Raw genomic sequence first — 22,980 nt, forward strand, 5'->3', positions numbered from 1 at the left:
CGGCACTAAGCTGGCTGTCGTGTCTGGATGGGAGCCCGACGTGCTGCCCGGCTACTGGCAGACCACCTTCGCCCTGGGTCCCGATCCCGATGGCGAGGGCGAGCTCGAAGCGACGCTGGTCCGCCGCGGCGCCCCCGACACATCGGTCGGGCGCGCCGTACTGATGGTTCACGGATTCACCGACTACTTTTTCAATACCGAGCTAGCGGATTGCTTCGCCGCCCGCGGGATCGCTCCTTACGCGCTCGACCTGCACAAATGCGGACGCTCCCACCGCGAGGGACAGACCCCGCACTTCACCACGAACCTGGCCCGCTACGACGCCGAGCTGGAGCGGGCACTGGACACCATCGCCGCGGAGTGCGACGCGCCGGTCTTGATCTACGGCCACTCGGCCGGCGGCCTGGTCGTCTCTCTCTGGCTTGATCGGCGTCGCCGCGCAGCCACCCCCGAAAAGGGCGTGTCGGGGCTGGTTCTCAACAGCCCGTGGCTGGACCTGCATGGACACCCGATACTGCGGATGCCGCCCGCCACGGCGGCGATCATGGCCCTGGGCCGGCTCCGGAAGCGGACAGTGGTGCGTCGACCCACCGAAGGTGGTTACGGCATCACCCTGCACCGGGACTACCACGGTGAGTTCGACTACGACCTGACCTGGAAACCGATCGGGGGCTTCCCGGTCACGTTCGGCTGGATCCACGCGATCAGACGCGGGCAGGCCAGGCTGCACCGCGGTCTCGACGTCGGAGTCCCGAACCTGGTGCTGCGCTCGGACCGCAGCGTCCGCGAGGTCGGCGACGCCCCCGAAGACATCGCGGGAGTCGAGGGCATCGGAGCCATCGAGATGATGCGGCGCGGGGACGCTGTGCTCGACGTGAAACAGATCGCCCGCTGGGCGGGTTGCATCGGCAACCGGACGACCATCGCGCCGATCACCGAGGCCAAACACGACGTGTTCCTGTCGGTGCCCGACTCCCGAGCGCAGGCCTATGCCGAGTTGCACAGCTGGCTGGACTGGTACCTGACCAGCCACCTCGCCGACACTTCAGCAAAGCCGACACAAACCGACGAAAGTGAAGGGCATGGCTGACTTCGACATCGCGATCATCGGCACCGGCTCAGGCAACTCGATCCTCGATGAGCGCTACGACCACAAGCGGGTGGCCATCTGCGAGCAGGGGGTGTTTGGTGGCACCTGCCTCAATGTCGGGTGTCTGCCGACCAAGATGTTCGTCTACGCCGCGGGAGTGGCCCAACAAGCCCGCGAGTCAAGCCGTTTCGGTATTGACACCCATCTGGAAACAGTGCGCTGGCCCGACATCGTCTCCAGGGTGTTCGGTCGCATCGACCCACTGGCGGCCGGCGGTGCGGACTACCGACGCTCCTCACCGAACGTGGAGGTGTTCGCCAGCCACGCCCGGTTCGCCGCGCGGGCCCCAGGAGGCGGCTATCTGTTACGCACCGAGGATGGCGATGAGTTCAGCGCCGACCAGGTGGTGATCGCAGCGGGGGCGCGCGCCACCGTGCCGCCGGCCATCGCCGACTGCGGAGTCGAGTACCACACCAGCGACACCATCATGCGTATCGCCGACCTGCCCGAGCACATCATCATCGTGGGCGGCGGCTTCGTGGCTGCGGAGTTCGCGCACATCTTCTCCTCGCTGGGCTCCCGGGTGACGATCGTGCTGCGCGGCAGCACGATGCTCAGCCACAGCGATGACACCGTCTGCGAACGGTTCACCGACATCGCTTCCAGGAAGTGGGAGATCCATAGCCGCCGCAATATCGTGCACGGAAGCCGACGAACTGACTCAGACGTGGCCGGCGTCACCCTCAAGCTCGACGACGGTTCGACGCTGCACGGCGACAGGCTGCTGATCGCTACCGGGCGGGTACCCAACGGAGACCGGCTCGACGCGCACCGCGTCGGCGTCCAGGTCGACGGGGGGCGCGTCGTTGTCGACGAATTCCAGCGCAGCACAGCGCGAAACATCTTCGCGCTCGGCGACGTCTGCTCGCCCTATCAACTCAAGCACGTCGCCAATCACGAAGCGCGGGTTGTCAAAAACAACCTGCTGCAGGACTGGGACGACACCGACAACCTGATGCCGGCCAATCACCGCAACGTGCCGGCGGCAGTGTTCACCGAACCTCAAATCGCTTCGGTCGGACTGACCGAGAACGAGGCACGTGCCGCCGGCTACCGCACCCGATCCAAGGTGCAGGACTACAGCGATGTCGGGTATGGCTGGGCGATGGAGGATTCCACCGGATTCGCCAAGTTGATCATCGACGACGACACGGGACTACTCCTCGGTGCGCACATCATGGGACACCAGGCGTCGTCGATCATCCAGCCGGTCATCCAGGCGATGGCATTCGACGTCCCCGCGCGCGACATGGCTCGAGGCCAGTACTGGATTCATCCGGCGTTGCCCGAAGTGATCGAGAACGCCTTGCTGGCACTGTGCGGCGAACCGCCCTGGCCGCCGCCGCGGCGACACTGAGGAGTTCGGCGAAGTATTCAGTGAACGGCGAAGCCCCACGGTAGTTCCAGACGGTGTGCGGCCAGCAACGGCTCATCGGCGAGGATCTTGTTGATAGCGCCGTCTGCGACCACCACTCCACCGTCCACCACGACCGCGCGATCGCACAACTGGGCGGCGTAGGGCAGGTCGTGGGTGACGATGAGCATCGTCGCGTCCAGCCCCGAAAGCGTCTCGGCCAGTTCACGTCTGGCCACTGGATCGAGATTGGCCGATGGTTCGTCGAGGACCAGGATCTGCGGATCACATGCCAGCACTGTCGCCAGCGCCGCGCGGCGCCGTTGACCCGCCGACAGGTGGGTGGGGTTGCGGTCGGCGTGTTCGGTCAGTGACACAGCGGCTAGCGCCTGCGCGACCCGATCGGCGAGCTGTCGGCCCCGAAGCCCGAAGTTGGCCGGGCCGAAGGCGACGTCCTGAGCAACGGTCGGCATGAAAAGCTGGTCGTCGGGGTCCTGAAAAACCAGGCCGACACGCTGACGGATATCCTGCAGGTTCTTGCGGCTCACCGAGGTTTGGCCGATGTGCACCGCCCCCGAGGTAGCGGTGAGAACACCGTTGAGGTGCAGCATCAACGTGGTCTTGCCGGCACCGTTGGGCCCGAGTACGGCAACCCGTTCACCGGGAGCTATGACGAGGTCGACACCGTCTAGAGCTACGTGCCCGTCCGGATAGACATGCCGCAAGGCTTCGACCCGGACGGCGGAGACGGTCATCGGATCACCCAGGCCAGCGCCGACACCATGACGGCAGCGACAGCCGGGATCATCGTCAACGCCCACTGGATCGGTATCGCCCTGGGCGGCGCTCCGATCACTGCCAGGTCGGGCACTTCCCCGTCGAAACCCCTCGACAGCATCGAGTGATACACCCGCTCTCCCCGCTCATAGGACCTGAGGAACAGCGCACCGATTCCGGTGGCGATGGCCCGCGCCTGGTGCAGCGCGCGCGGCGAATCTCCCCGCGAGATCCGCGCCATCCGCATCCGGCCGGCCTCCGCGGCAAGCAGATCGACGTACCGGATCATCAGCACGAGTACCGATGTCACCATCGCGGGGACGCCCAACCGGCTCAGCGCCGCGGGCAGCTCGGCCGCCGATGTGGTGGCGGCCAGGGTGAGGGCTGCGGCCACACCCAGCGTGCCCTTGATGACGATCCCCCACGCCGCATACAGCCCAGCCACCGACAGCTGCAGCCCGCCGACCTCGACTCGGTCACCGCCCTCGGCGAACGGTAGTAGCAGTGCCAGGACCAGGAACGGCGCCTCGATCAGCATCCGAGGCAGAACCCACCGAAGCGGGATGCGCGCCAGCCGCCACACGACCACGACGATCAGCGCGTAGACCGCATACGGCCAGAACATCTCCCGCGACGTGGCGACCACGGCCAGCACGAAGACCAGCAGACAGACGATCTTGACCTCGGCCGGAGCGCGGTGCACGACGGAGTCGCCGTGGCGGTACAGCGGGTGCGCTCCCGCGCCCACTGCTAGCTCCGGCCTGGCTCGGCCGCGGCGGGGTCTTTGCTGCCCTCGGGCCGGGTGCGGGCGATCAGCCAGAAGCCGCCGCCCGCGACAACCACCGTGACCAGCACACCGATCACTCCCGCGAGCCCGCTGGTGCCGTCACGACCGCCGATCGCATAGTCGGCCAGCGGCGAATGGGCGAGGTGGTGTTCGCCGGCCTCCTGCGCGATGCACTCGCCGGTCAGGTCCTCCCCGGCGGCGGTTTTGACCACCTCGCAGCCGCGAAGTGTCGTCGAATCCAGACCATCCGGGCTTGAGCTCGCGAAGTAGGAGACCACCCCGGCGATTAGCAGAGTGGCCGCGGCGAGGGCCACCCAGAACGACCGGCGCCCGCTCATACCCGAACCTCTGCTCGGTGGCGCCGCAACAGGTACACCAGATCGGGGCGGGCCCGCGCCACGGCCATCACCGTGACTGCGGTGATGACGCCCTCGCCGACACCGATGAGCACATGGGTAACGAACATATAGCCCGCGATGGTGCCCATGGACGCCGGAGCGGCTCCGCCGATCGAGTACTCGAGCACGAAGCCCATTGCCGCGCAGATAGTTCCGATGAGTCCCGCGAGGAATGCGATCAAGCCGACGATGCGCGTCGGAGGAGGGTCGGCCCCACGAAGTGCCGCCGAACGCCGCGCCACCGAATACATCCCCACCGCGATCCCGTACCCGGCACCCACCCCGATGATCGCCATGTTGACCACGTTCATGCCCAGTGCGGTGACGCCGCCGTCGGCGAACAGCAGGGACTGCACCACCAACACGATCGCGATGCACAAGGCGCCGGTATACGGCCCGACGAGGATGGCGGCCAACGCACCACCGAGCAGGTGGCCACTCACGCCGGGCAGAATCGGAAAGTTCACCATCTGCACGGCGAAGATGAAGGCCGCGACCAAGCCCGCCAGAGGCACGGTCCGCTCATCGAGTTCGGTGCGGGCTTTCCAGCCGCAAAATACAAGTGCAATGAGTGCAATAGCCCCGAACAGCGCCGAGGTCTGCGCGTTGACGATGCCGTCGCTCATATGCATGGCGACATACTGGGCGCTCACGCTGCGAGCTTATTCCGCCATTTGAACATCTGTCCAGCTGATCAGATGAACAGCCGGTTTGTGGCCCCGGCGGGCGGCAGCATTGCCGGTCAGTGGCGTGGCGATGGGCCGTGCGGTTCGCGGTGGCGAGCGCCGATCCAGTGCAGCAAGTCGTGCACGGTCTCGTCGTCCAACCGGTAATTGACCGAGCGTCCGGTGCGGGTGCTGGTCACCCAGCCCTGCCCACGGAGGATCCGAAGTGCCTGCGAGACAGTATTTTCTGATCGCCCCAACGCGGCGGCGAGGTCACTGACGCAAATACCGGGCGCCCGATGCAAGCTCAGCAGGATCTCCAGGCGATGTGGGTCGGATACCAGATCGAAGCGTTGAGCCCAGCCCGCGGTGTCCACGTCGGACAACGCCGACGAGGCCAGCTCAACCACCGACTCATCCTCCACAGTGCCAAATGTAGTCCCGCTTGAGCGCGCGCAAAATGCAGTCCCGCTGCAGTCCGGCTGCAGTCCGGCGCGAGCGCGCGCAAAATGCCGGCATTCACCGGCGCGTCAGCGTGCAGACCCGCGCGCTCGCGGGGCACGCGCTCGCCCTACAACGGCGTGACGTAGGCAGAACAGATTCCGCCGTCGACGAGAAACGACGATGCGGTGATGAACGAGGCGTCGTCGCTGGCCAGGAACGCCACTGCGGCCGCGAGTTCCGACGGTTCGGCGAATCTGCCCAGCGGCACGTGCACGAGCCTGCGGGCGGCACGCTCGGGATCCTTGGCGAACAGCTCCTTGAGCAGCGGTGTGTTCACCGGTCCTGGGCACAGCGCGTTGACGCGAATGCCCTCCCTGGCGAACTGCACACCGAGCTCGCGCGACATTGCCAGCACGCCTCCCTTGGAAGCGGTGTAGGAGATCTGCGATGTCGCCGACCCCGTCATCGCGACGAACGACGCGGTGTTGATGATCGAGCCCTTGTGTTGCGGAACCATGTGGCGCAGCGCGGCCTTACAGCACAAAAACACCGATTTGAGATTTACGTCCTGCACGCGCTGCCACGCGTCCAGCCCGGTGTGCTCGATCAGGTCGTCGTCCGGCGGCGAGATCCCCGCATTGTTGAACGCGATGTCGACCCCGCCGTGCACCTCGACGGCGGTGTCGAACAAATTGTCGACTGCGGCCTGGTCGGAGACATCGACCTGCACGAAGGTGACGTTCATTTCGTTCGCGACGGCCGTGCCCGCCGCGGGGTCGATATCACCGATGACGACGATGGCACCTTCGGCCTGCATCCGTTTGGCCGTCGCCAGACCAATGCCGCCGGCACCCCCGGTGATCACCGCGACCTTGCCGGCCAGGCGTCGGGTCAAGTCCATCAGGGTGCCTCCTGCGCGTCTGCAACAGCTATGAACACGTTCTTGGTCTCGGTGAACGACATCGCGGCTTCGGGCCCGAGTTCGCGCCCCAGTCCGGACTGCTTGAAGCCGCCGAACGGCGTGTTGTAGCGGACCGACGAGTGCGAGTTCACCGACAAGTTGCCAGATTCCACCGCACGCGACACCCGCAGCGCGCGCGAAAGATCGTCAGTCCAGATCGATCCGGACAGCCCGTAGACGGAGTCGTTCGCCAGCGCGATAGCGTCGGCTTCGTCGTCGAACGGCAGAACCACCACGACCGGCCCGAAGATCTCCTCGGTGACCGTGCGGTCGTCGGGCCGCGGTGTCAGGACTGTCGGGGGGAACCAGTGTCCGGGGCCCGCCGGGGCGGAGCCCTGAAACGCGATGGGCGCGTGGTCGGGCACGAATGATTTCACCGAATTCCAGTGGGCTTGGGAAACCAGGGGACCCATCTCGGTGTCGCCCGCACGTGGATCCCCTACCACGACGCCTCTGACGGCGGGTTCGAAGAGCTCCATGAACCTGTCATAGACGCTGCGCTGCACAAGAATCCGACTGCGTGCACAGCAGTCCTGCCCAGCGTTGTCGAAGACTCCGTACGGTGCGGTGGCAGCGGCCCGCTCCAGATCACAATCGTCGAAGACGATGTTGGCGCTCTTGCCCCCCAACTCCAGGGTGACCCGCTTGACGTAATCCGCGGCGCCCGACATCACCCGCTTACCGACCGCCGTGGACCCGGTGAACACGATCTTATTGACGTCGGGATGGCTGACGAACCGTTCCCCGACCACCGAACCCTTGCCGGGCAGCACGCAAAACAGATCGGCGGGCAGCCCTGCGGCGATGGCGAGTTCGCCGAGCCGGATCGTTGTCAGCGGAGTCCACTCCGCGGGTTTGACCAGCACCGCGTTGCCCGCCGCGAGCGCCGGGGCGAAGCCCCACGAGGCGATGGTCATCGGAAAGTTCCAGGGCGTGATCACCCCGACCACCCCGATCGGCTCGTTGAACGTGACATTCCACCCTCCGGCTACCGGAATTTGCTTACCGGACAGGCGCTCCGGTGTAGCGGAGTAGTAGTGGAGTACGTCGCGGACATGACCGGCCTCCCAACGCGCATTGCCGATCGGGTGCCCGGAGTTGGCTACTTCGAGTTCGGCCAATTCCTCGATATGGGCGTCCACCGCCGTCGCGAAGGCTCTCAGCACCGCAGCCCGGTCGGCGGGGGCTTGTCGGGCCCAATTCCGTTGGGCCGCCTTCGCGCGTGCCACCGCGTCGTCTACTGCGGCGGCATCAGTCTGCTCGACCGTACGCAGCAGTTCCTCGGTCGCAGGGTTGATCACATCGCTGGATGTCATGGGTTCACTTTCTGAGCCTTACGGGTCGCATCCCGCTGCGCGGCCTTCACCAAGCCGGCGAACAATCGCAGGTCGTCAAGACGCTCTTCGGGGTGCCACTGAACTGCCACCACCCAACTGTGGGGATACCGGGCCGGGTCGATCTCCACGGCTTCGACCACCCCATCGGCGTCGGATGCGCTGACGATCAGCCCATCCCCCAGCCGATCGATGGCTTGGTGGTGATAACACTGGGCCTCGGCGGTCTGACCCACGAGAGACTCGACCCGGGTTCCGGGCACCGTCCTGACCGAAGACGTGGTGAATACTGCGTTTCCCTGCTGGTGGTGGGCGTGGCCGAGCACATCGGGCAGATGTTGGTGCAACGTGCCGCCGAGTGCGACATTGAGCACTTGCGCACCGCGGCAGATACCCAGCACCGGCATCCCTCGGCTCAGGGCTCCTTGCAGCAGCGTGATCTCGAAGGCGTCGCGTAGACGGCTGTCCGCGAAGGGCTCGTCGGTCGCCGGGTGACGCGGACTCCCATAGGCCACCGGGTCGACATCGCGGCCACCGGTGATGATCAGACCGTCGATGCCGTCGAGCAGGCGCCCGGCGGTACCTGCGTCAGCAGGCTGCGGCGGCAGCAGCACCGAGATCCCTCCGGCCCGACCGACACCTTCGAAGTAGATCGCGGGCAGGAAGCTGGCCCGCACGTCCCATACGCCGGTCTGAGCAGGCTGCAGATAGGTGGTCAGCCCAATCTTCGGCCCCTCCGCGCTCGGTCCCTCGGCGCGAGCAGACCTAGAGCCGTTCGAAGCCACGCACCCTCTCCCAGTCCGTCACCGCGGCGTTGAACGCCTTGAGTTCCACGCGCGCATTGTTCAGGTAGTGGTCGACGACGTCGTCGCCGAACGCGTCCCGCGCGATCTGCGAGTTGTCCAGCAATTCAACGGCCTCAGCCAGCGTCGTCGGTAGCCGCGGAACACCGCTGACATACGCGTTGCCCTGCAATGCTTCCGGCAGTTCCAGCCCCTGCTCGATCCCGTGAAGTCCCCCGACAATCAGGGCCGACACCGCCAGGTACTGGTTGACATCGCCACCGGGGGCACGACATTCCACCCGCATGCCGTGGCCCTGGCCGACCACCCGCAAGGCGCAGGTCCGGTTGTCGACCCCCCAGGCGATTGCCGTGGGCGCGAAGCTGCCCTCGACATAACGCTTGTAGGAGTTGACGTTCGGCGCATAAAACAGCGCCAGCTCCCGCAGTGTCGCCAGTTGGCCCGCAACGAAGCTGCGGAACATCGCGGACATCCCCAGTTCGTCGCCGTGATCAGCGAATACCGCCGACCCGTCTTCGCCTCGCAGGGAGATGTGGATGTGACAGCTATTACCCTCGCGCTCATCATATTTCGCCATGAACGTCAGGCTCTTCGCATGCTGATCGGCGATTTCCTTGGCGCCGTTCTTGTAGATCGTGTGGTTGTCGCACGTCACCCGCGCGTGGTCGTAGCGGAACGCGATCTCCTGCTGGCCCAGATTGCACTCCCCTTTGACGCCTTCGCAGTACATGCCGGCACCGTCCATACCGAGGCGAATGTCCCGCAGCAGCGGTTCCATCCGGGTCGATGCGTGCATCGCGTAGTCCACGTTGTAGTCGGTCGCCGACGTCAGGCCGTGGTAGCCGGCCTGCCAGGCCGAACGAAAGCTGTCGTCGAACACCATGAACTCCAACTCGGTGCCCACGTAGGGCACCAGACCACGGGCGGCAAGCCGATCCAGCTGACGGTTCAGGATGCTGCGGGGCGCCTCACGAACCGGTGAGGCGGCCGGCCCGTCGGTGTTCCAGGACAGGTCCGCCATCACCATCGCGGTGGCGGGCAACCACGGCAACAACCGCAAAGTGGTGAAGTCCGGGGTCATCACCATGTCGCCATAGCCCGTCTCCCAACTGGAGATCGCGTACCCGTCGACAGTGTTCATGTCGACGTCGACCGCCAGCAGGTAGTTGCAGCACTCTGCGCCGTGCGCGGCGACCTCCTCGACGAACAGCCGCGCCGAGACCCGCTTGCCGGTCAGCCGGCCTTGCATGTCGCAGAACGCGACGATCACGGTGTCGATGGCCCCCGAGGCGACCTGTTCCTCGAGGTCCGCCCTCGACAGCATGCCCCGTGTACCCATCGGTGCTCTCCCCTCTGTGCGCGGAGCGCTCTCCGGCGGACCTGCTCCCACGTCTCCACAAACTGCCATGATCACAGGTGGGACACCAGACCAATAGGCGAACTGATTCCCCTTTCGGCAACCGGTTGGCCGACCCCGTCCGGCCAGCTGCTGGCGCGAGGAAACGTCAACACTGGAGTAGGGTCGAACACGTGTGTGGAGCCACCGGCGAGGTACGTCTCGACGGAAGAACCCCAGATATCAGCGCCGTCGCGTCGATGGCCGAGGTCATGGCTCCCCGAGGGCCCGATGCCGCAGGCGTGTGGTCCCAGGGCAGCGTCGCGCTCGGGCATCGGCGCCTGAGAATCATCGATCTCTCCGAAGCCGGCGGGCAGCCGATGGTCGACTCCGAGCTCGGATTGTCGATGGCCTGGAACGGCTGCATCTACAACTACGAGCAGCTGCGCGACGAGCTCTGCGGGCACGGCTACCGCTTCTTCTCCCACAGCGATACCGAGGTGCTGCTGAAGGGCTACCACCACTGGGGCGACCGTTTCGTCGACCACCTCCAGGGCATGTTCGCCTTCGCCATCGTCGAGCGCGACAGTGGACGGGTGTTGCTGGGCCGCGACCGTCTCGGCATCAAACCGCTGTACATCACCGAGGACGCCCACCGAATCCGATTTGCGTCCTCGCTGCCCGCATTGCTGGCCGGCGGTGGTATCGACACCCGGATCGATCAGGTGGCTCTGCACCACTACTTGACGTTCCACTCGGTCGTGCCGCCACCGCACACGATTCTGCGCGGGGTCAGCAAGGTACCGCCCGCGTCGCTGGTGGCGATCGAGCCCGACGGACGGGGCGGTTACCAGAAGCCCTCCATCACGACGTACTGGGAGCCGGACTTCACCCGCATCGATGAACGCTCGTCGTGGTCCGAAAGGGACTGGGAGGAGGCGGTTCTCGAGTCCTTACGACTCGCGGTCAAGCGACGGTTGGTGGCCGACGTGCCGGTCGGTTGTCTGCTGTCGGGCGGTGTCGACTCCAGCCTGATCGTCGGATTGCTCGCCGAAGCCGGCCAGCACGGGTTGAAGACGTTCTCCATCGGCTTCGAGTCGGTCGGCGGCGTCGAAGGCGACGAATTCCGGTATTCGGACGTCATCGCCAAGAGATTCGCCACCGATCACCACCAGATCCGGATCGGTACCGAACGCATGCTGCCCGCGCTCGACGGCGCGATCGCCGCCATGAGCGAGCCGATGGTCAGCCACGACTGCGTCGCGTTCTACCTGCTCAGCCAGGAGGTCTCCAAGCACGTCAAAGTCGTGCAGTCCGGACAGGGCGCCGACGAGGTATTCGCCGGCTACCACTGGTACCCACCGATGGGCGAGCCGGCCGCGGCCTCATTGGAAGGTTCGGTGGCCAGCTACCGCGGGGCCTTCTTCGATCGGGACCAATCGGGCTACGCCTCGCTGGTGTCCCCAGCGGTGGCGACCTCAGATGATCCCAGTGAGCTCTTCGTCACAGAACACTTCGCCCGCCCGGGTGCGCAGACCGGCGTCGACCGGGCGCTGCGCCTGGACAGCACGGTGATGTTGGTCGACGACCCGGTCAAGCGGGTCGACAACATGACGATGGCGTGGGGGCTGGAGGGCCGGGTGCCGTTCCTCGACCACGAACTCGTGGAACTCGCCGCAACCTGTCCACCGCAATACAAGATCGCCCACGACGGCAAAGGGGTACTCAAGCAGGCTGCGCGCCAGGTGATCCCCGCCGATGTGATCGATCGGCCCAAGGGCTACTTTCCGGTGCCGGCGCTCACCCATCTCGAAGGCCCTTACCTCGATCTGGTTCGCGACGCGTTGTACGCGCCCGAGGCCAAGGAGCGTGGGCTGTTCCGCCCGGAGGCCGTGGAGCGACTCTTGAGCGACCCCAACGGCAAGCTCACGCCGCTGCGGGGCAATGAGTTGTGGCAGATCGCGCTGCTCGAGTTGTGGCTGCAACGACACGGTGTCAACGGACCCGCCGCATGAGCACCCCAACACCACCGCGAGTGGGGGTCGCCACGAGGCCTGCGCTGGGACCGGAACGAGCGGGAGTCCAGACGTGACCGAAGACGCCTCTCAGCCGGAGGCCGATCAGGACCACCCCGAGGGAATCACGCTGGCCCTGCACGACGCATCACCGCCGAACATGATCGATGCGATGGCCCGGGACGTTGCGCTCGAACTCGGTTGGGGCCGGCTCATTTTCGGCCAAACGTTCGCCAACCCGACGAAACTGGCAGAGGTGCTGCGCCAGGAGGGGCACGGCCGCCGCGACATCTGCATCTACGCGCGAGAACCCCATGTCTTGGTGGCGAAAGCGCCCGCTGAATTGTTCATCGACCCAAGCCACACCTACCGGCTGAGGTTCGCCGACAGCGAGGACGTCAGGACCGCGTCGGCCGGCTTCAGCGTTCGCACGTTGAACAGCCGTTCAGACGCCGACGAGATGAATCGTGTGTACGTGCGCTGCGGCATGGTGCCCGCGCCCATAGACGCCATCTGGGATAACTATCGCCACCAGGAGTCCGTCACCTACCTCATCGCGGTGCGCGACGACGACGGCGCCGTGCTGGGCACGGTGACCGGCGTGGATCACCAGGCCCTGTTCTGCGACCCCGAGAACGGCTCGAGCCTATGGACATTGGCCGTGGACCCGACCGCAACCCTGCCCGGCGTGGGCGCGGCTCTGACCCACACCCTCAGCGCGATCTACCGCGACCGCAACCGCGCGTACATGGATCTCTCGGTGGCACACGACAACACCGCAGCGATCGCGTTGTACGAAAAACTCGGGTTCACCCGGGTGCCGGTGATGGCGGTGAAGCGGAAGAACGCCATCAACGAACCGCTGTTCACTCATCCGCCGGAGACCGTGGACGATCTCAATCCGTACGCGCGGATCATCGCCAACGAGGCCCTGCGGCGTGGGCTCTGGGTGGAGGTGCTCGACGCCGAGTCCGGCGAGATGCGCCTCTCGCACGGCGGGCGCAGCGTCGTCACTCGGGAAGCGTTGTCCGAGTACACCTCCGCGGTGGCCATGAGCCGCTGCGACGACAAGCGACTGACCCGGCGCATCGTCTCCGAATCCGGCATCATCGTGCCGAAGGGTCGGCTGGCCACGTTCGACGACGCGGACCACGAATTTCTCACCGAGGTCGGCGATGTGGTCGTCAAGCCCACCCGGGGCGAACAGGGCAAGGGAATCACGGTGGGGGTCCGTGACCACGCTGAGCTCGACGCGGCGCTGGCCCGGGCCCGCGAGCAGCACCCCGAGGTCCTGATCGAGCAGCGCGCCGAAGGCGACGATCTGCGGCTGGTGGTGATCAACGGCAGAGTGGTCGCCGCCGCGCTGCGCAGGCCCGCCGAGGTCACCGGCACCGGCCGGCACACCGTCCGCGAGCTGATCGAGGCACAGAGCCGGCGGCGTGCGGCCGCCACCGGCGGTGAATCCCAGATTCCGATCGATGCGGTCACCGAGCACACCGTGAAAGAGGCGGGCTGGTCGTTCGACCAAGTCCTACCTGAAGGATCCCGGCTCAGGGTTCGTCGAACGGCCAACCTGCACCAGGGCGGGACCATCCACGACGTCACCTCCCGCGTGCATCCGGAATTGCGGTCGGTGGCGGTCGCCGCCGCAGAGGCCATCGGTATCCCGGTGACCGGGGTCGACCTGCTGGTCCCAGATGTCACCCGGACCGACTACGTGTTCATCGAAGCCAACGAACGCCCCGGCCTGGCCAACCACGAGCCACAGCCCACTGCGAAAGCGTTCGTGGACTTCCTGTTCCCCGGCCAGCCCGGTCTGCCCCAACCCTGGACACCGGACGAGGTCGAGGACGCCAAGACCAAGCAGGAGTCGGCCGAGGCCGAACCGTCCTCAGGCACCGAAGCGTCCTCAGATTCAGCGGAGCCCTAAAACGTCCCTACCAGGTGCTGGTGCGCATCACGATCTCGGCGGCCAGTTGCGCTGTCGAATCGGCGGCCTTACGTCTGCCAAGCAGCTCGACGACCCGGTAGTCCCCGTAGACGAACCGCTGGCTGGCTTTGGCCACCGTCCGTGCGGCGCTAGTGCTGACGAGCGCCGTGGTGTTCAATTCGACCGGCGGACAGCGTTCGTCAACGATCACCCCCGCATGATCGGCCACCCGCGGATGGCCGCGATCGACGACCACCAACCCGGTGAACCGGTCGAGCCGAGTCGCAGCCAGCTCCCAGGCCAATTCCGCGCCCTGCCGATCGCCGACCACCAGTGCCCAGCGGACATCGAGCTTATCGAGAATCCCGATGACGGCCGTGTCGGTCAACCGCGGATCCGAACCGATAACGACGGTCTTCAGCGAGGCGGTGTGCAGCCGCTCACACAATGCTGCGTACGCGCCGGCACCCTGGTTCGCTGCGCAGAGCAGAACCACGACCGACCCCTTGTCGGGGCCGGCCACCTCAACCGGCACCGCGAAGCCATCGACGACGATGGTGGCGGACGGCACAGCAGGCACGGCGTCACGCTACAGGCAGGAGCCGACCCGCCGGGTAGGTTTGAACGCTCGACGCAGGTGCTCACACTGCTTCCGCACGTGCGGCCTGCTTCCCGGTGATTTCCAAGAATGTCTGTGGCAGAGTGCCTTTGACGAGTATTGACGGATCCGGCGTGGGAAATGCGATGGCGAAAACCGCCATAGTCCCCACGTTCTCGAAAGAAAAGTAAACGCTGCTTTCGGCGGCACCGAGCCGCATAGTCTGCCGGTAGACCAAGGAATCGGGCCGCGGAGACGCCAGCTGGGTCGTGGTCACCGGAATGCCCCTGTCCGCTGGTTCGAAGAAGGTCTCGTACTCGGCACAGCGCTCCGCGGTTGCAGCCAACCGCTCGAGATTCAGCGGCCAGGTCAACACCGAGATGATTATCCGCGCGCCGTCATAGGCCACCATGTACTCCGCGGCGCTGCCTGCTCCGCGCTCGGCGGTGGAAGCGATGTCACGAGTCAACCCATCGGTGCAACCCCGCGGCGACGAGAGCATCGGCGGCGGGCCGCCCGCGCCATCTGCCTCACCGCGATCCTTGATGATGCGCTGGTAGCGCACGCCGGGCGCGAAGTCTCCCTCGTTGAGCACTGCGCGCTCGAGCCGGACACCGGGCCACTCGGCGCTTCCGGTAACCAGCTGCGAACACCCGGCGAGCATGGCAGTGACGAGTATCGCCACAGCCGTCCCCGCCACCTGCCTCATGGTCATTTGTTCAGGCTACCTATCCCCTACGCCTGGAGCAGGGTGAGGATATCCACGCCGATGTCGGTGACGACCAGCGTGTGCTCGAACTGTGCCGTCCACTTCTTGTCCCTGGTGGCCACGGTCCAGTCGTCGTCCCACATCTCGTAGTCCAGCGCGCCGAGGTTGATCATCGGTTCGATGGTGAATGTCATGCCGGGTTCGAGCACGGTCTGAATGGACGGCTGGTCGTAGTGCAGCACCACCAGCCCGTTGTGGAACGTGGTGCCGATACCGTGTCCGGTGAAGTCGCGAACCACGTTGTAGCCGAAGCGATTTGCGTATGCCTCGATAACACGGCCGACTACCGAGAGCGCCCTGCCGGGCTTGACCGCCTTGATCGCCCGTCGGGTGGCCTCGTGGGTGCGCTCGACGAGCAGGCGGTGTTCCTCGGAGACGTTGCCCGCCAGAAACGTCGCGTTGGTGTCGCCGTGCACGCCGTGGATGTAAGCGGTGACGTCGATGTTGACGATGTCGCCATCCTGGACCACCGTCGAGTCAGGAATTCCGTGACAGATGATCTCGTTCAGCGAGGTGCAGCAGGACTTGGGGAAACCCTTGTAGCCCAGCGTGGACGGATATGCGCCGTGGTCGATCATGTATTCGTGAGCCACCCGGTCGAGTTCGTCGGTGGTCACCCCGGGCCTGACGGCCTCGCCGGCCGCGGCGAGCGCACCGGCGGCGATCTGACCGGCCACCCGCATCTTCTCGATCACCTCGGGCGTCTGCACCCAGGGTTCAGTGCCCTCGCGCACGGTCGACCGCCCCACGTACTCAGGACGTGCGATCGACTTGGGTACCGTCCGCATCGGTGAAACCACGCCCGGACGAAGGACGGTTCTTACTGGCATGACGCAATGCTACCGACACGAAAAGGCAGCTCCGGGCGTCCGCGAACAGAGATCAGCCGTGCGGACCGTTTCGGGCGAAGCCGCTCCGGTGGCTGCCCAGCGCCGGATCGCTAAGTGTGACGAAGCGGCCGCGGGAACCGCCAGGACTTGCGGGGACCGCGAATGTCCACCGACCCGCAGACGACCTTGCCGGTGAGGATGACGTGCGGATTCCCTTCGGCGGTGGCGTCCCTGCGGTGGTCGTGGGCACTGCCCACATTGACCTCGACGTCGTCGATCGAGGCACTCGCGCCTGTGGGCAGCCGTAGATCCAGGCCGCCGAACTTCATGTCCAGCTCGATGACGACGATCGGTCCGGCGAACCGTGCGCGCGTGAGATCGAGCTCGACCGAACCCATACGCCGGTGCAGGGCCAGCCGGCTGGGAACCACCCACTCGCCTTGACGCTTCAGCGACCCGAGCACGCCCCGCAACTCGACGCGGTCGGCCGCCGAAGTGACGATTGCGCCCGGTCCGGGCAGGTCGCCGACCAGTGTGTCGAGGTCGGAGCGCAATCTGGCCCTCGAAACCAGCGCCGAGCGCTCCTCGAACTCGTCGATGTCGATCAGCCCGAGTGCGACAGCGTTGTGCAGACGGCGCAGCGTGCCATTGCGATCGGCGTCGGAGATCCGCATCTCGACTGAATCGGTGGGAATACCGGCGGGCAGATGGTTGATTTCGGTCATGACAACTTCCACGGTACCGCCGCAAACTGCGCAAACCACATCGGAGCGGTGTGATCCTGGCAATCCAGCCGGCTAATACCCCGGCGGCAACTCGTCGAGCATGCCCTTGAGCATCCGCACCGCGTACTCGGAACTGCCGCCGCCGACAATCAGCGCCGAAAACGCCATATCGCCCCGGTAGCCGGTGAACCAGGAGTGCGATCCGCCCTCGAACTCGGCTTCGCCGGTCTTGCCGCGAACATCGCCGGCACCTTCCAGCCCCTTGGCGGTGCCGTTGGTGACCACCAGGCGCATCATCGGGCGCAGACTGTCCACAACGGTGGCGGCGATGGGCTTGCTCTCACCGGTGATCTCGGTTTCCCGCCCCTCGATGAGGCTGGGAACCGGCGTGCGGCCTGCGGCGACGGTCGCGGCGGCCAGTGCCATCCCGAAGGGGCTGACCAGCACCTTGCCCTGACCGAACCCGTCCTCGGTGCGCTCGGTGAGGTTGACGGTGGGTGGCACCGATCCGCTGATGGTGTCGATGCCCTCGATGTTGTAGTCCGGCCCGATGCCGTACTGCGCAGCAGCCTGGGTGAGCCCGCGCGGGGGCATCCGGCTGGCCAGTTCGGCGAATGTCGTGTTGCACGAGCTGGCGAACGCTCGCGACATCGGCACGGTGCCGAGATCGAAACCACCGTAGTTGGGCACGGTGCGGTGGCCGATATCCATCTTTCCCGGGCATCCCAGAAGAGTGTTGGGCGTGGCCATGTCCCGCTCGATCGCAGCACCGGCGGTGACGATCTTGAACGTCGAACCGGGCGGATACAGGCCCATGGTCGCGATCGGCCCCTCCTGGTCGGCTGGTGCGTTCTGGGCGACGGCCAGGATCTCACCGTTCGACGGTTTGATGACCACGATCATGGCCTGATTGCCGGTGGTGTCAACAGCATGCTGGGCGGCATCCTGTACGGCGCGATCCAGACTGATCGACACCGAAGGTGCCGGCTGGGCGGGCACCTCGTTGACGACATCGATGTCGACCCCGTTCTGATTCACCGTGACAACGCGCCAACCCGGGGCGCCGTCCAGATCGCCGGCGACGGCATCCTTGATCTGGTTGACGAGCGCGGGCGCGAAATCCTCGTCAGCAGGGAGAATTTCGGGCTGCGGGGTGATCACCACCCCCGGTAGAGCCCCGATCGTGCCCGAGACCGCTTCGTGGTCGGCCTGCCGCAGCGTGATCAGGCTCAGCGAGCCCGTCGTCGAGCTGGCCTGCTCGGCGAGTCGTTGCGGATCCAGGGTGTCGTCGAACCGGTGCAGCGCTCCCGCGACGACCCGAGCGGTGGCCATGAGCTCAGCACCCGCTGCACGGGCATCCAGCGCGACGTTGTAGCGATAGCCGGGGACCAGGACATCCGTGCCGCCACGTTCATTGACCGAGGCCCGCCGTGGCTCGTCGGCACGCAACGCCAGAGTTTGGTTCTCGCCCAACCGCGGATGCACTCCGGTGGCGCTCCATCGCACTCCCCAGTGACCTTCTTCGCGGGCCATATTGAGTTGTCCGTCGTAGGTCCAGGTGCGGTCTTTTGGCAGGTGCCAGGTGTAGCGGTAGGTGATGGTTCCGGTGTCCTCGGCGTACTTGGCGCTCAGGATCTGCGCGTCCAGCCCGGTGGCCTGTAGGCCCGCCCACACCTTGTTGAGCGTCGCCCTTGCGGCTTCCGGGCGGTCGCTGAGCTGAGCTGCCGCCGAAGTGTCACCGACTGCCAGCGCGGCGAAGAACTCCTCCGCCGTGGATTCGGGTCCGTCGGGCCGAGGTGTGCAGGCGCCGAGCGTGACGACCAACGCGGTTACCGTGGCGAGCCCGGCCGCACGTGTTACTAATGAGGTCAATGTTGCCATTGGGACTGATGTTAGGAAGTAACAGTCCGATTTCGGCGCAGGCGCACCGGTCGGGGCGGAACAGAGGTCCGCCAGACCCAGATTCCCCCAGACCCAGATTTCCCCAGACCCAGATTCCCGCAGACCCAGATTCCCGCAGACCCAGATTCCCGCAGACCCAGATTCCCGCAGACCTAGGTTCCCGCGGCCGGCGTCCGCACGACCAGGGGCACGGCCGGGAAGTAGGCGGCCAACTCAGAGCGCGAGGTGCGCAGCGCGGCCGTACCGTGGCCCTGCTTTCGATGGTGAGGATGGATCCAGACTCGTACTTCGACCTCACCGTGGGATAGCTCACCGAAGACCATGCCGACCTTCGTCCGTCGGACCTCTGCCACCAACCAGGCCGCCTCCTCGGCGGCGACACGGGCGACCGCTTCGCGAATCTCGTCGCCGAGATCGCCCGCGGGGGCGGCGGTGCCGTCACCTTTGACGCGCATGTCGGCGGTTCGCGCGGCGAAGATGTCCCGGTCTGCGTCAGCGGCGAAGGGTCGCAGCGTCAGTCGCCGAGCGGATCCGCCGGTCCGCTCGGCGGAGGTGAAGGCCAGTTCCCTGCCGAGGTTCTCCAGGCCGGCGGCGATCCTGCGGCGCGCCACCTTGGTCAGCCGATCGAATGACAACGTCAGGACGGCTTCGGCGGCTACCTCGGAGGTGTCCAGCAAGTCAGCGATCGCCTCGAGCGCGTCGTCGTAGTCCTCGGAGCCGACCACCACGTCGAGCACCGCGTGTCTGCGTTCGAGTGCGTGAACGATAGCGTCGGCGATTGCCCTGCGCTCAGCTGTCCTGTCCGGCTCGGCCATGAGGTGGAGCGTATGCGGCCGGGAGTTCAGTCCAGCAATACGGTGGCGAAAGTTCCCACCTCACTGAATCCGATCCGCGCGTAGGTAGCCCGCGCGACGGCGTTGAAGCTGTTGACATACAAGCTGGCAATGCGGCCGCTGCCGATGACTGCGCCGGTCAGCGTGGCGGTTCCAGCGGTGCCGATACCGCGCCCACGCCACTCGGGGTGCACCCACACGCCCTGGATCTGACCGACGGCCGGAGATTGCGAACCGACCTCCGCCTTGAACACCACCTGTCCGTGTTCAAACCGAGCCCACGCCCGCCCGGCGGCGATCAGACCGGCAACCCGGCGGCGGTATCCCCGGCCGCCGTCTCCGCCCCGTGGGTCGATACCCACCTCGCCGATGAACATGTCGATGGCCGCGACGAGGTAGGCGTCAAGCTCGTCCATGCGGACCGGCCGGACCGCCGGATCAATCTCGCAGGCGGGCGCGCTGCCCAAAGCCATCAGCGGCTGATGTGCGCGTACGTCGCGGGCGGGGCCCCAGACATGTTCGAGGCGCTGCCACATGGGCAGAACCAGTTCCGCACGACCGACCAGCGAAGAGCACCGTCGCGCCTGGCTCATCGCCTTGTCGGCGAATGCATTCAAATCGTTGTGCCCGCCGCGCAAGGGGATCAGATTCGCCCCCGCGAAGCACAGCGCTTCGTTCGCGCGCCGCCGTGTCCACAGCTCGCCGCCGATCCCCGACGGGGCGACACCGTGCTCGGCAACCCGGGAGGCAACCATGCACGACGCCACCGGATCATCGTCGAGTACCTGACGCACCGCTGCCATGTCACGGTTGTCGCGCACAACCGACACCCTTCGCTCGTCAACGAGGCGAAAAAGCGGAGGAGCCGACATTTGGACTCTTTCTGCGACTTACCCTGACCAGCCAGCCCCGCACACCCGGGACCAGGTATCAGCTTACGGTCACAATGGGCGAACCGCCTGCATCATCTGGACCCCGGTTTGTCTCAGCTCCAGATTCCATCTCCGAACCCATTTCGGCGGCGAGCCTGAGGGCCTCTTCGATCAAGGTCTCCACGATGAGCGCTTCGGGCACGGTCTTGATGACCTCACCCTTGACGAAGATCTGCCCTTTGCCGTTGCCGGATGCGACGCCCAGATCGGCTTCGCGGGCTTCGCCGGGCCCGTTGACGACGCAGCCCATCACCGCGACCCGCAACGGCACATCCATGCCCTCCAGACCGGCGGTCACTTCGTTGGCCAATGTATAGACGTCAACCTGCGCCCGCCCGCATGACGGGCACGACACGATCTCCAAGCCGCGCGGGCGCAAGTTCAGCGACTCGAGGATCTGGTTGCCGACCTTGACCTCTTCGACGGGCGGGGCAGACAGCGACACCCGAATGGTGTCACCGATGCCCTTCGACAGCAGCGCACCGAATGCGACAGCCGATTTGATGGTGCCCTGGAAAGCGGGGCCGGCCTCGGTGACGCCCAGGTGCAGCGGGTAGTCGCACTTGGAGGCCAATAGCTCATATGCGGCGACCATGATGACCGGGTCGTTGTGCTTGACGCTGATCTTGATGTCGCCGAAGCCGTGGTCCTCGAATAGCGAGGCCTCCCACAGCGCCGACTCGACCAGCGCCTCCGGCGTAGCCTTGCCGTACTTCTCCATGAACCGCTTGTCCAGCGAACCGGCGTTCACGCCGATCCGGATCGGAATGCCCGCCGCGCCGGCAGCTTGGGCCACTTCCCTGACCCGGCCGTCGAATTCCTTGATATTGCCAGGGTTGACGCGCACGGCGGCGCAGCCGGCGTCGATCGCCGCGAAAATGTACTTCGGCTGGAAGTGGATGTCCGCGATCACCGGGATCTGCGACTTCTTCGCGATCACCGACAGTGCGTCTGCGTCCTCCTGGCGGGGGCACGCGACCCGGACGATGTCGCATCCCGAGGCAGTGAGCTCGGCGATCTGCTGCAGTGTCGAGTTGATGTCGTGCGTCTTGGTGGTACACATCGACTGCACCGAGATCGGATGGTCACTCCCGACCCCGACATCACGCACCATCAGCTGGCGCGTCTTCCGGCGGGGGGCGAGTGTGGGCGCGGGGGGTGCCGGCATCCCCAGTCCGATAGCCATGAAGCCTCCTACTGGAAGAGCCTGATCGGGTTGACCAAGTCAGCGGTAACGGTCAACAGCATGTAACCAACCACCAGCACCAGCACGGCGTAGGTGGCGGGCATCAACTTGAGGTAGTTCACCGGCCCCGCGGCCACCATGCCGCGCGCCGACCGGAACAGGTTGCGGATTTTCTCGAATACCGCGATCGCGATGTGCCCGCCGTCGAAGGGCAGCAGCGGAACCAGGTTGATCGCCCCGAGCACGAAGTTCAGCTGGGCGAGGAAGAACCAGAACGCCACCCACAGCCCGTGATCCACGGTGTCTCCGCCGATGATGCTGGCGCCGACGACGCTGATGGGCGTTTCGGGGTCACGTTCACCACCGCCGATAGAGTCGATGAGCGCGCCGACCTTGGTCGGGATCTTGGCCAGCGCCTTGCCCAGTTCCACGGCGAGGTCACCGGTGAAGGCGAACGTCGCCGGCACCGCCGCGAGCGGGTTGTACTGCGTCGGACCGAAATAGGCACCGGTGACGCCGATGGTGCCTACCTCGGTGGGTACCGCGTCGGCGGAATCAACGCCGCCCGCGACGAAGCGCTGACTCGGTGTCACGTCGACCAAGGCGTTGAACTCGCGCGTCACACCGTTGTCATCACGCTGCACCGTTAACGTGGTCGGTCCGCCCAGCGCGCGGACTGCCGAGACCAGTTCGTCGAATGTCGCCACCGGCGTGTCACCGACCTCGACGATGACGTCGCCGGCCTGGATACCGGCCGCCGCCGCCGGGCTCGGGGCAATACATTCACCTAAATTGCCTTGTGTGACTTCGGATTTCACGCACGACGTCTCCCCCACCATGGCATTGGTGGGGGGATGGAGGTTGGGTAGGCCCCAGATGACGGCGATCCCGTAGACCAACACCAGGCCGATGATGAAGTTCATGGCCGGCCCGGCAGCCAGCACCGAGACGCGTTTCCAGGTCTTCTGCTTGTACATCGCGTGGGGCTGCTCGTCAGGAGTGAGTTCCTCAACCGCCGTCATACCCGCGATGTCGCAGAACCCGCCCAGCGGGACTGCCTTGAGGCCGTACTCCGTCACCCCCAGCCTGTTCGGCTTGAAGGTGGACCAGAGGGTGGGACCGAAGCCGACGAAGTAGCGGCGCACCTTCATGCCCGTCGCCCGCGCGACCCACATATGGCCGCATTCGTGCAGGGCGACCGACAGCAGAATGGCGAGTGCGAAGAGCACGATGCCGATCGCGAACATCATG

Annotated in this window: 22 protein-coding genes; 4 read left to right on the forward strand and 18 right to left on the reverse strand. The window is 65.9% G+C overall.

Annotated elements, in window-relative coordinates:
- Window positions 1–19: 19 nt before the first annotated feature.
- A complete protein-coding gene (locus ACPGXI_RS10095) occupies window positions 20–1,090 on the forward strand; it encodes an alpha/beta hydrolase (protein ID WP_526652384.1) in 1,071 nt (356 codons plus the stop codon).
- Complete coding sequence (gene mtr / locus ACPGXI_RS10100; protein ID WP_526652386.1) at window positions 1,083–2,507, forward strand: mycothione reductase; 1,425 nt, start codon at window positions 1,083–1,085, stop codon at window positions 2,505–2,507. Before ACPGXI_RS10095 ends, mtr begins: the two co-directional genes overlap by 8 nt.
- 17 nt (window positions 2,508–2,524) lie before the next feature.
- On the opposite strand, the gene ACPGXI_RS10105 is transcribed toward mtr, so the two are convergent.
- From ACPGXI_RS10105 to ACPGXI_RS10145, 9 genes are all read right to left on the reverse strand, one after another.
- Window positions 2,525–3,259, reverse strand: a complete 735-nt coding sequence (locus ACPGXI_RS10105) for an energy-coupling factor ABC transporter ATP-binding protein (RefSeq protein ID WP_526652388.1) — start codon at window positions 3,257–3,259, stop codon at window positions 2,525–2,527.
- On the reverse strand, window positions 3,256–4,029 hold the full coding sequence (gene cbiQ, locus ACPGXI_RS10110) for a cobalt ECF transporter T component CbiQ (RefSeq protein ID WP_526652390.1): 774 nt from the start codon (window positions 4,027–4,029) through the stop codon (window positions 3,256–3,258). Before cbiQ ends, ACPGXI_RS10105 begins: the two co-directional genes overlap by 4 nt.
- Window positions 4,030–4,031: 2 nt before the next feature.
- Window positions 4,032–4,406, reverse strand: coding sequence for a PDGLE domain-containing protein (locus ACPGXI_RS10115; RefSeq protein ID WP_526652392.1), 375 nt, complete (start codon window positions 4,404–4,406; stop codon window positions 4,032–4,034).
- Entirely contained in the window at window positions 4,403–5,119 is a 717-nt protein-coding gene (locus tag ACPGXI_RS10120) for an energy-coupling factor ABC transporter permease (RefSeq protein WP_526652394.1), read from the reverse strand. Before ACPGXI_RS10120 ends, ACPGXI_RS10115 begins: the two co-directional genes overlap by 4 nt.
- A gap of 89 nt (window positions 5,120–5,208) precedes the next feature.
- The gene (locus ACPGXI_RS10125; RefSeq protein WP_526652396.1) at window positions 5,209–5,556 is read right to left on the reverse strand and encodes an ArsR/SmtB family transcription factor; all 348 of its coding nucleotides are present in this window, start codon (window positions 5,554–5,556) and stop codon (window positions 5,209–5,211) included.
- Between the two features lie 146 nt (window positions 5,557–5,702).
- On the reverse strand, window positions 5,703–6,479 hold the full coding sequence (locus ACPGXI_RS10130; protein ID WP_526652437.1) for a 3-oxoacyl-ACP reductase: 777 nt from the start codon (window positions 6,477–6,479) through the stop codon (window positions 5,703–5,705).
- Window positions 6,476–7,852 carry an aldehyde dehydrogenase family protein gene (locus ACPGXI_RS10135; protein ID WP_526652398.1) on the reverse strand — a complete coding sequence of 459 codons (1,377 nt, stop codon included), beginning with the start codon at window positions 7,850–7,852 and terminating at the stop codon, window positions 6,476–6,478. Before ACPGXI_RS10135 ends, ACPGXI_RS10130 begins: the two co-directional genes overlap by 4 nt.
- Window positions 7,849–8,655, reverse strand: coding sequence for a gamma-glutamyl-gamma-aminobutyrate hydrolase family protein (locus tag ACPGXI_RS10140; RefSeq protein WP_526652400.1), 807 nt, complete (start codon window positions 8,653–8,655; stop codon window positions 7,849–7,851). The genes ACPGXI_RS10135 and ACPGXI_RS10140 overlap by 4 nt, the downstream gene beginning before the upstream one ends.
- Window positions 8,636–10,012 carry a glutamine synthetase family protein gene (locus tag ACPGXI_RS10145; RefSeq protein ID WP_526652402.1) on the reverse strand — a complete coding sequence of 459 codons (1,377 nt, stop codon included), beginning with the start codon at window positions 10,010–10,012 and terminating at the stop codon, window positions 8,636–8,638. Before ACPGXI_RS10145 ends, ACPGXI_RS10140 begins: the two co-directional genes overlap by 20 nt.
- Window positions 10,013–10,203: 191 nt before the next feature.
- Between ACPGXI_RS10145 and ACPGXI_RS10150 the strand changes: the two genes are divergently transcribed.
- Together ACPGXI_RS10150 and ngg are read left to right on the forward strand one after the other, a co-directional pair.
- Window positions 10,204–12,024 carry an N-acetylglutaminylglutamine amidotransferase gene (locus tag ACPGXI_RS10150; RefSeq protein ID WP_526652404.1) on the forward strand — a complete coding sequence of 607 codons (1,821 nt, stop codon included), beginning with the start codon at window positions 10,204–10,206 and terminating at the stop codon, window positions 12,022–12,024.
- 160 nt (window positions 12,025–12,184) lie between these two features.
- Entirely contained in the window at window positions 12,185–13,954 is a 1,770-nt protein-coding gene (gene ngg, locus ACPGXI_RS10155; protein ID WP_526652439.1) for an N-acetylglutaminylglutamine synthetase, read from the forward strand.
- Between the two features lie 7 nt (window positions 13,955–13,961).
- Here the strand turns inward: ngg and ACPGXI_RS10160 are convergent, their stop codons facing one another.
- The 9 genes from ACPGXI_RS10160 to ACPGXI_RS10200 form a co-directional block, all read right to left on the reverse strand.
- Window positions 13,962–14,525, reverse strand: a complete 564-nt coding sequence (locus ACPGXI_RS10160) for an alpha/beta fold hydrolase (RefSeq protein ID WP_526652441.1) — start codon at window positions 14,523–14,525, stop codon at window positions 13,962–13,964.
- A gap of 70 nt (window positions 14,526–14,595) precedes the next feature.
- The gene (locus ACPGXI_RS10165) at window positions 14,596–15,267 is read right to left on the reverse strand and encodes a hypothetical protein (protein WP_526652405.1); all 672 of its coding nucleotides are present in this window, start codon (window positions 15,265–15,267) and stop codon (window positions 14,596–14,598) included.
- A gap of 20 nt (window positions 15,268–15,287) precedes the next feature.
- Window positions 15,288–16,151: a type I methionyl aminopeptidase gene (gene map, locus ACPGXI_RS10170; RefSeq protein WP_526652407.1), complete on the reverse strand. Its 864-nt coding sequence runs from the start codon at window positions 16,149–16,151 to the stop codon at window positions 15,288–15,290.
- Window positions 16,152–16,261: 110 nt separating this feature from the next.
- Window positions 16,262–16,876, reverse strand: a complete 615-nt coding sequence (locus tag ACPGXI_RS10175; protein WP_526652409.1) for a DUF1707 domain-containing protein — start codon at window positions 16,874–16,876, stop codon at window positions 16,262–16,264.
- Window positions 16,877–16,948: 72 nt separating this feature from the next.
- Window positions 16,949–18,757 (reverse strand): penicillin-binding transpeptidase domain-containing protein, encoded by a 1,809-nt coding sequence (locus tag ACPGXI_RS10180; RefSeq protein WP_526652411.1) that lies wholly within the window; start codon window positions 18,755–18,757, stop codon window positions 16,949–16,951.
- A 173-nt stretch (window positions 18,758–18,930) separates the two neighbouring features.
- A complete protein-coding gene (locus ACPGXI_RS10185) occupies window positions 18,931–19,593 on the reverse strand; it encodes a GNAT family N-acetyltransferase (RefSeq protein ID WP_526652413.1) in 663 nt (220 codons plus the stop codon).
- 26 nt (window positions 19,594–19,619) lie between these two features.
- Window positions 19,620–20,483, reverse strand: coding sequence for a GNAT family N-acetyltransferase (locus tag ACPGXI_RS10190; protein ID WP_526652415.1), 864 nt, complete (start codon window positions 20,481–20,483; stop codon window positions 19,620–19,622).
- Window positions 20,484–20,541: 58 nt separating this feature from the next.
- Window positions 20,542–21,729 carry a flavodoxin-dependent (E)-4-hydroxy-3-methylbut-2-enyl-diphosphate synthase gene (gene ispG / locus ACPGXI_RS10195; protein ID WP_526652417.1) on the reverse strand — a complete coding sequence of 396 codons (1,188 nt, stop codon included), beginning with the start codon at window positions 21,727–21,729 and terminating at the stop codon, window positions 20,542–20,544.
- Between the two features lie 8 nt (window positions 21,730–21,737).
- Window positions 21,738–22,979, reverse strand: coding sequence for a M50 family metallopeptidase (locus tag ACPGXI_RS10200; RefSeq protein WP_526652419.1), 1,242 nt, complete (start codon window positions 22,977–22,979; stop codon window positions 21,738–21,740).
- Between the last annotated feature and the right edge of the window lies 1 nt (window position 22,980).

Origin of the sequence: Mycobacterium sp. (assembly GCF_049608025.1) — a bacterium.
GTDB lineage: Bacteria > Actinomycetota > Actinomycetes > Mycobacteriales > Mycobacteriaceae > Mycobacterium.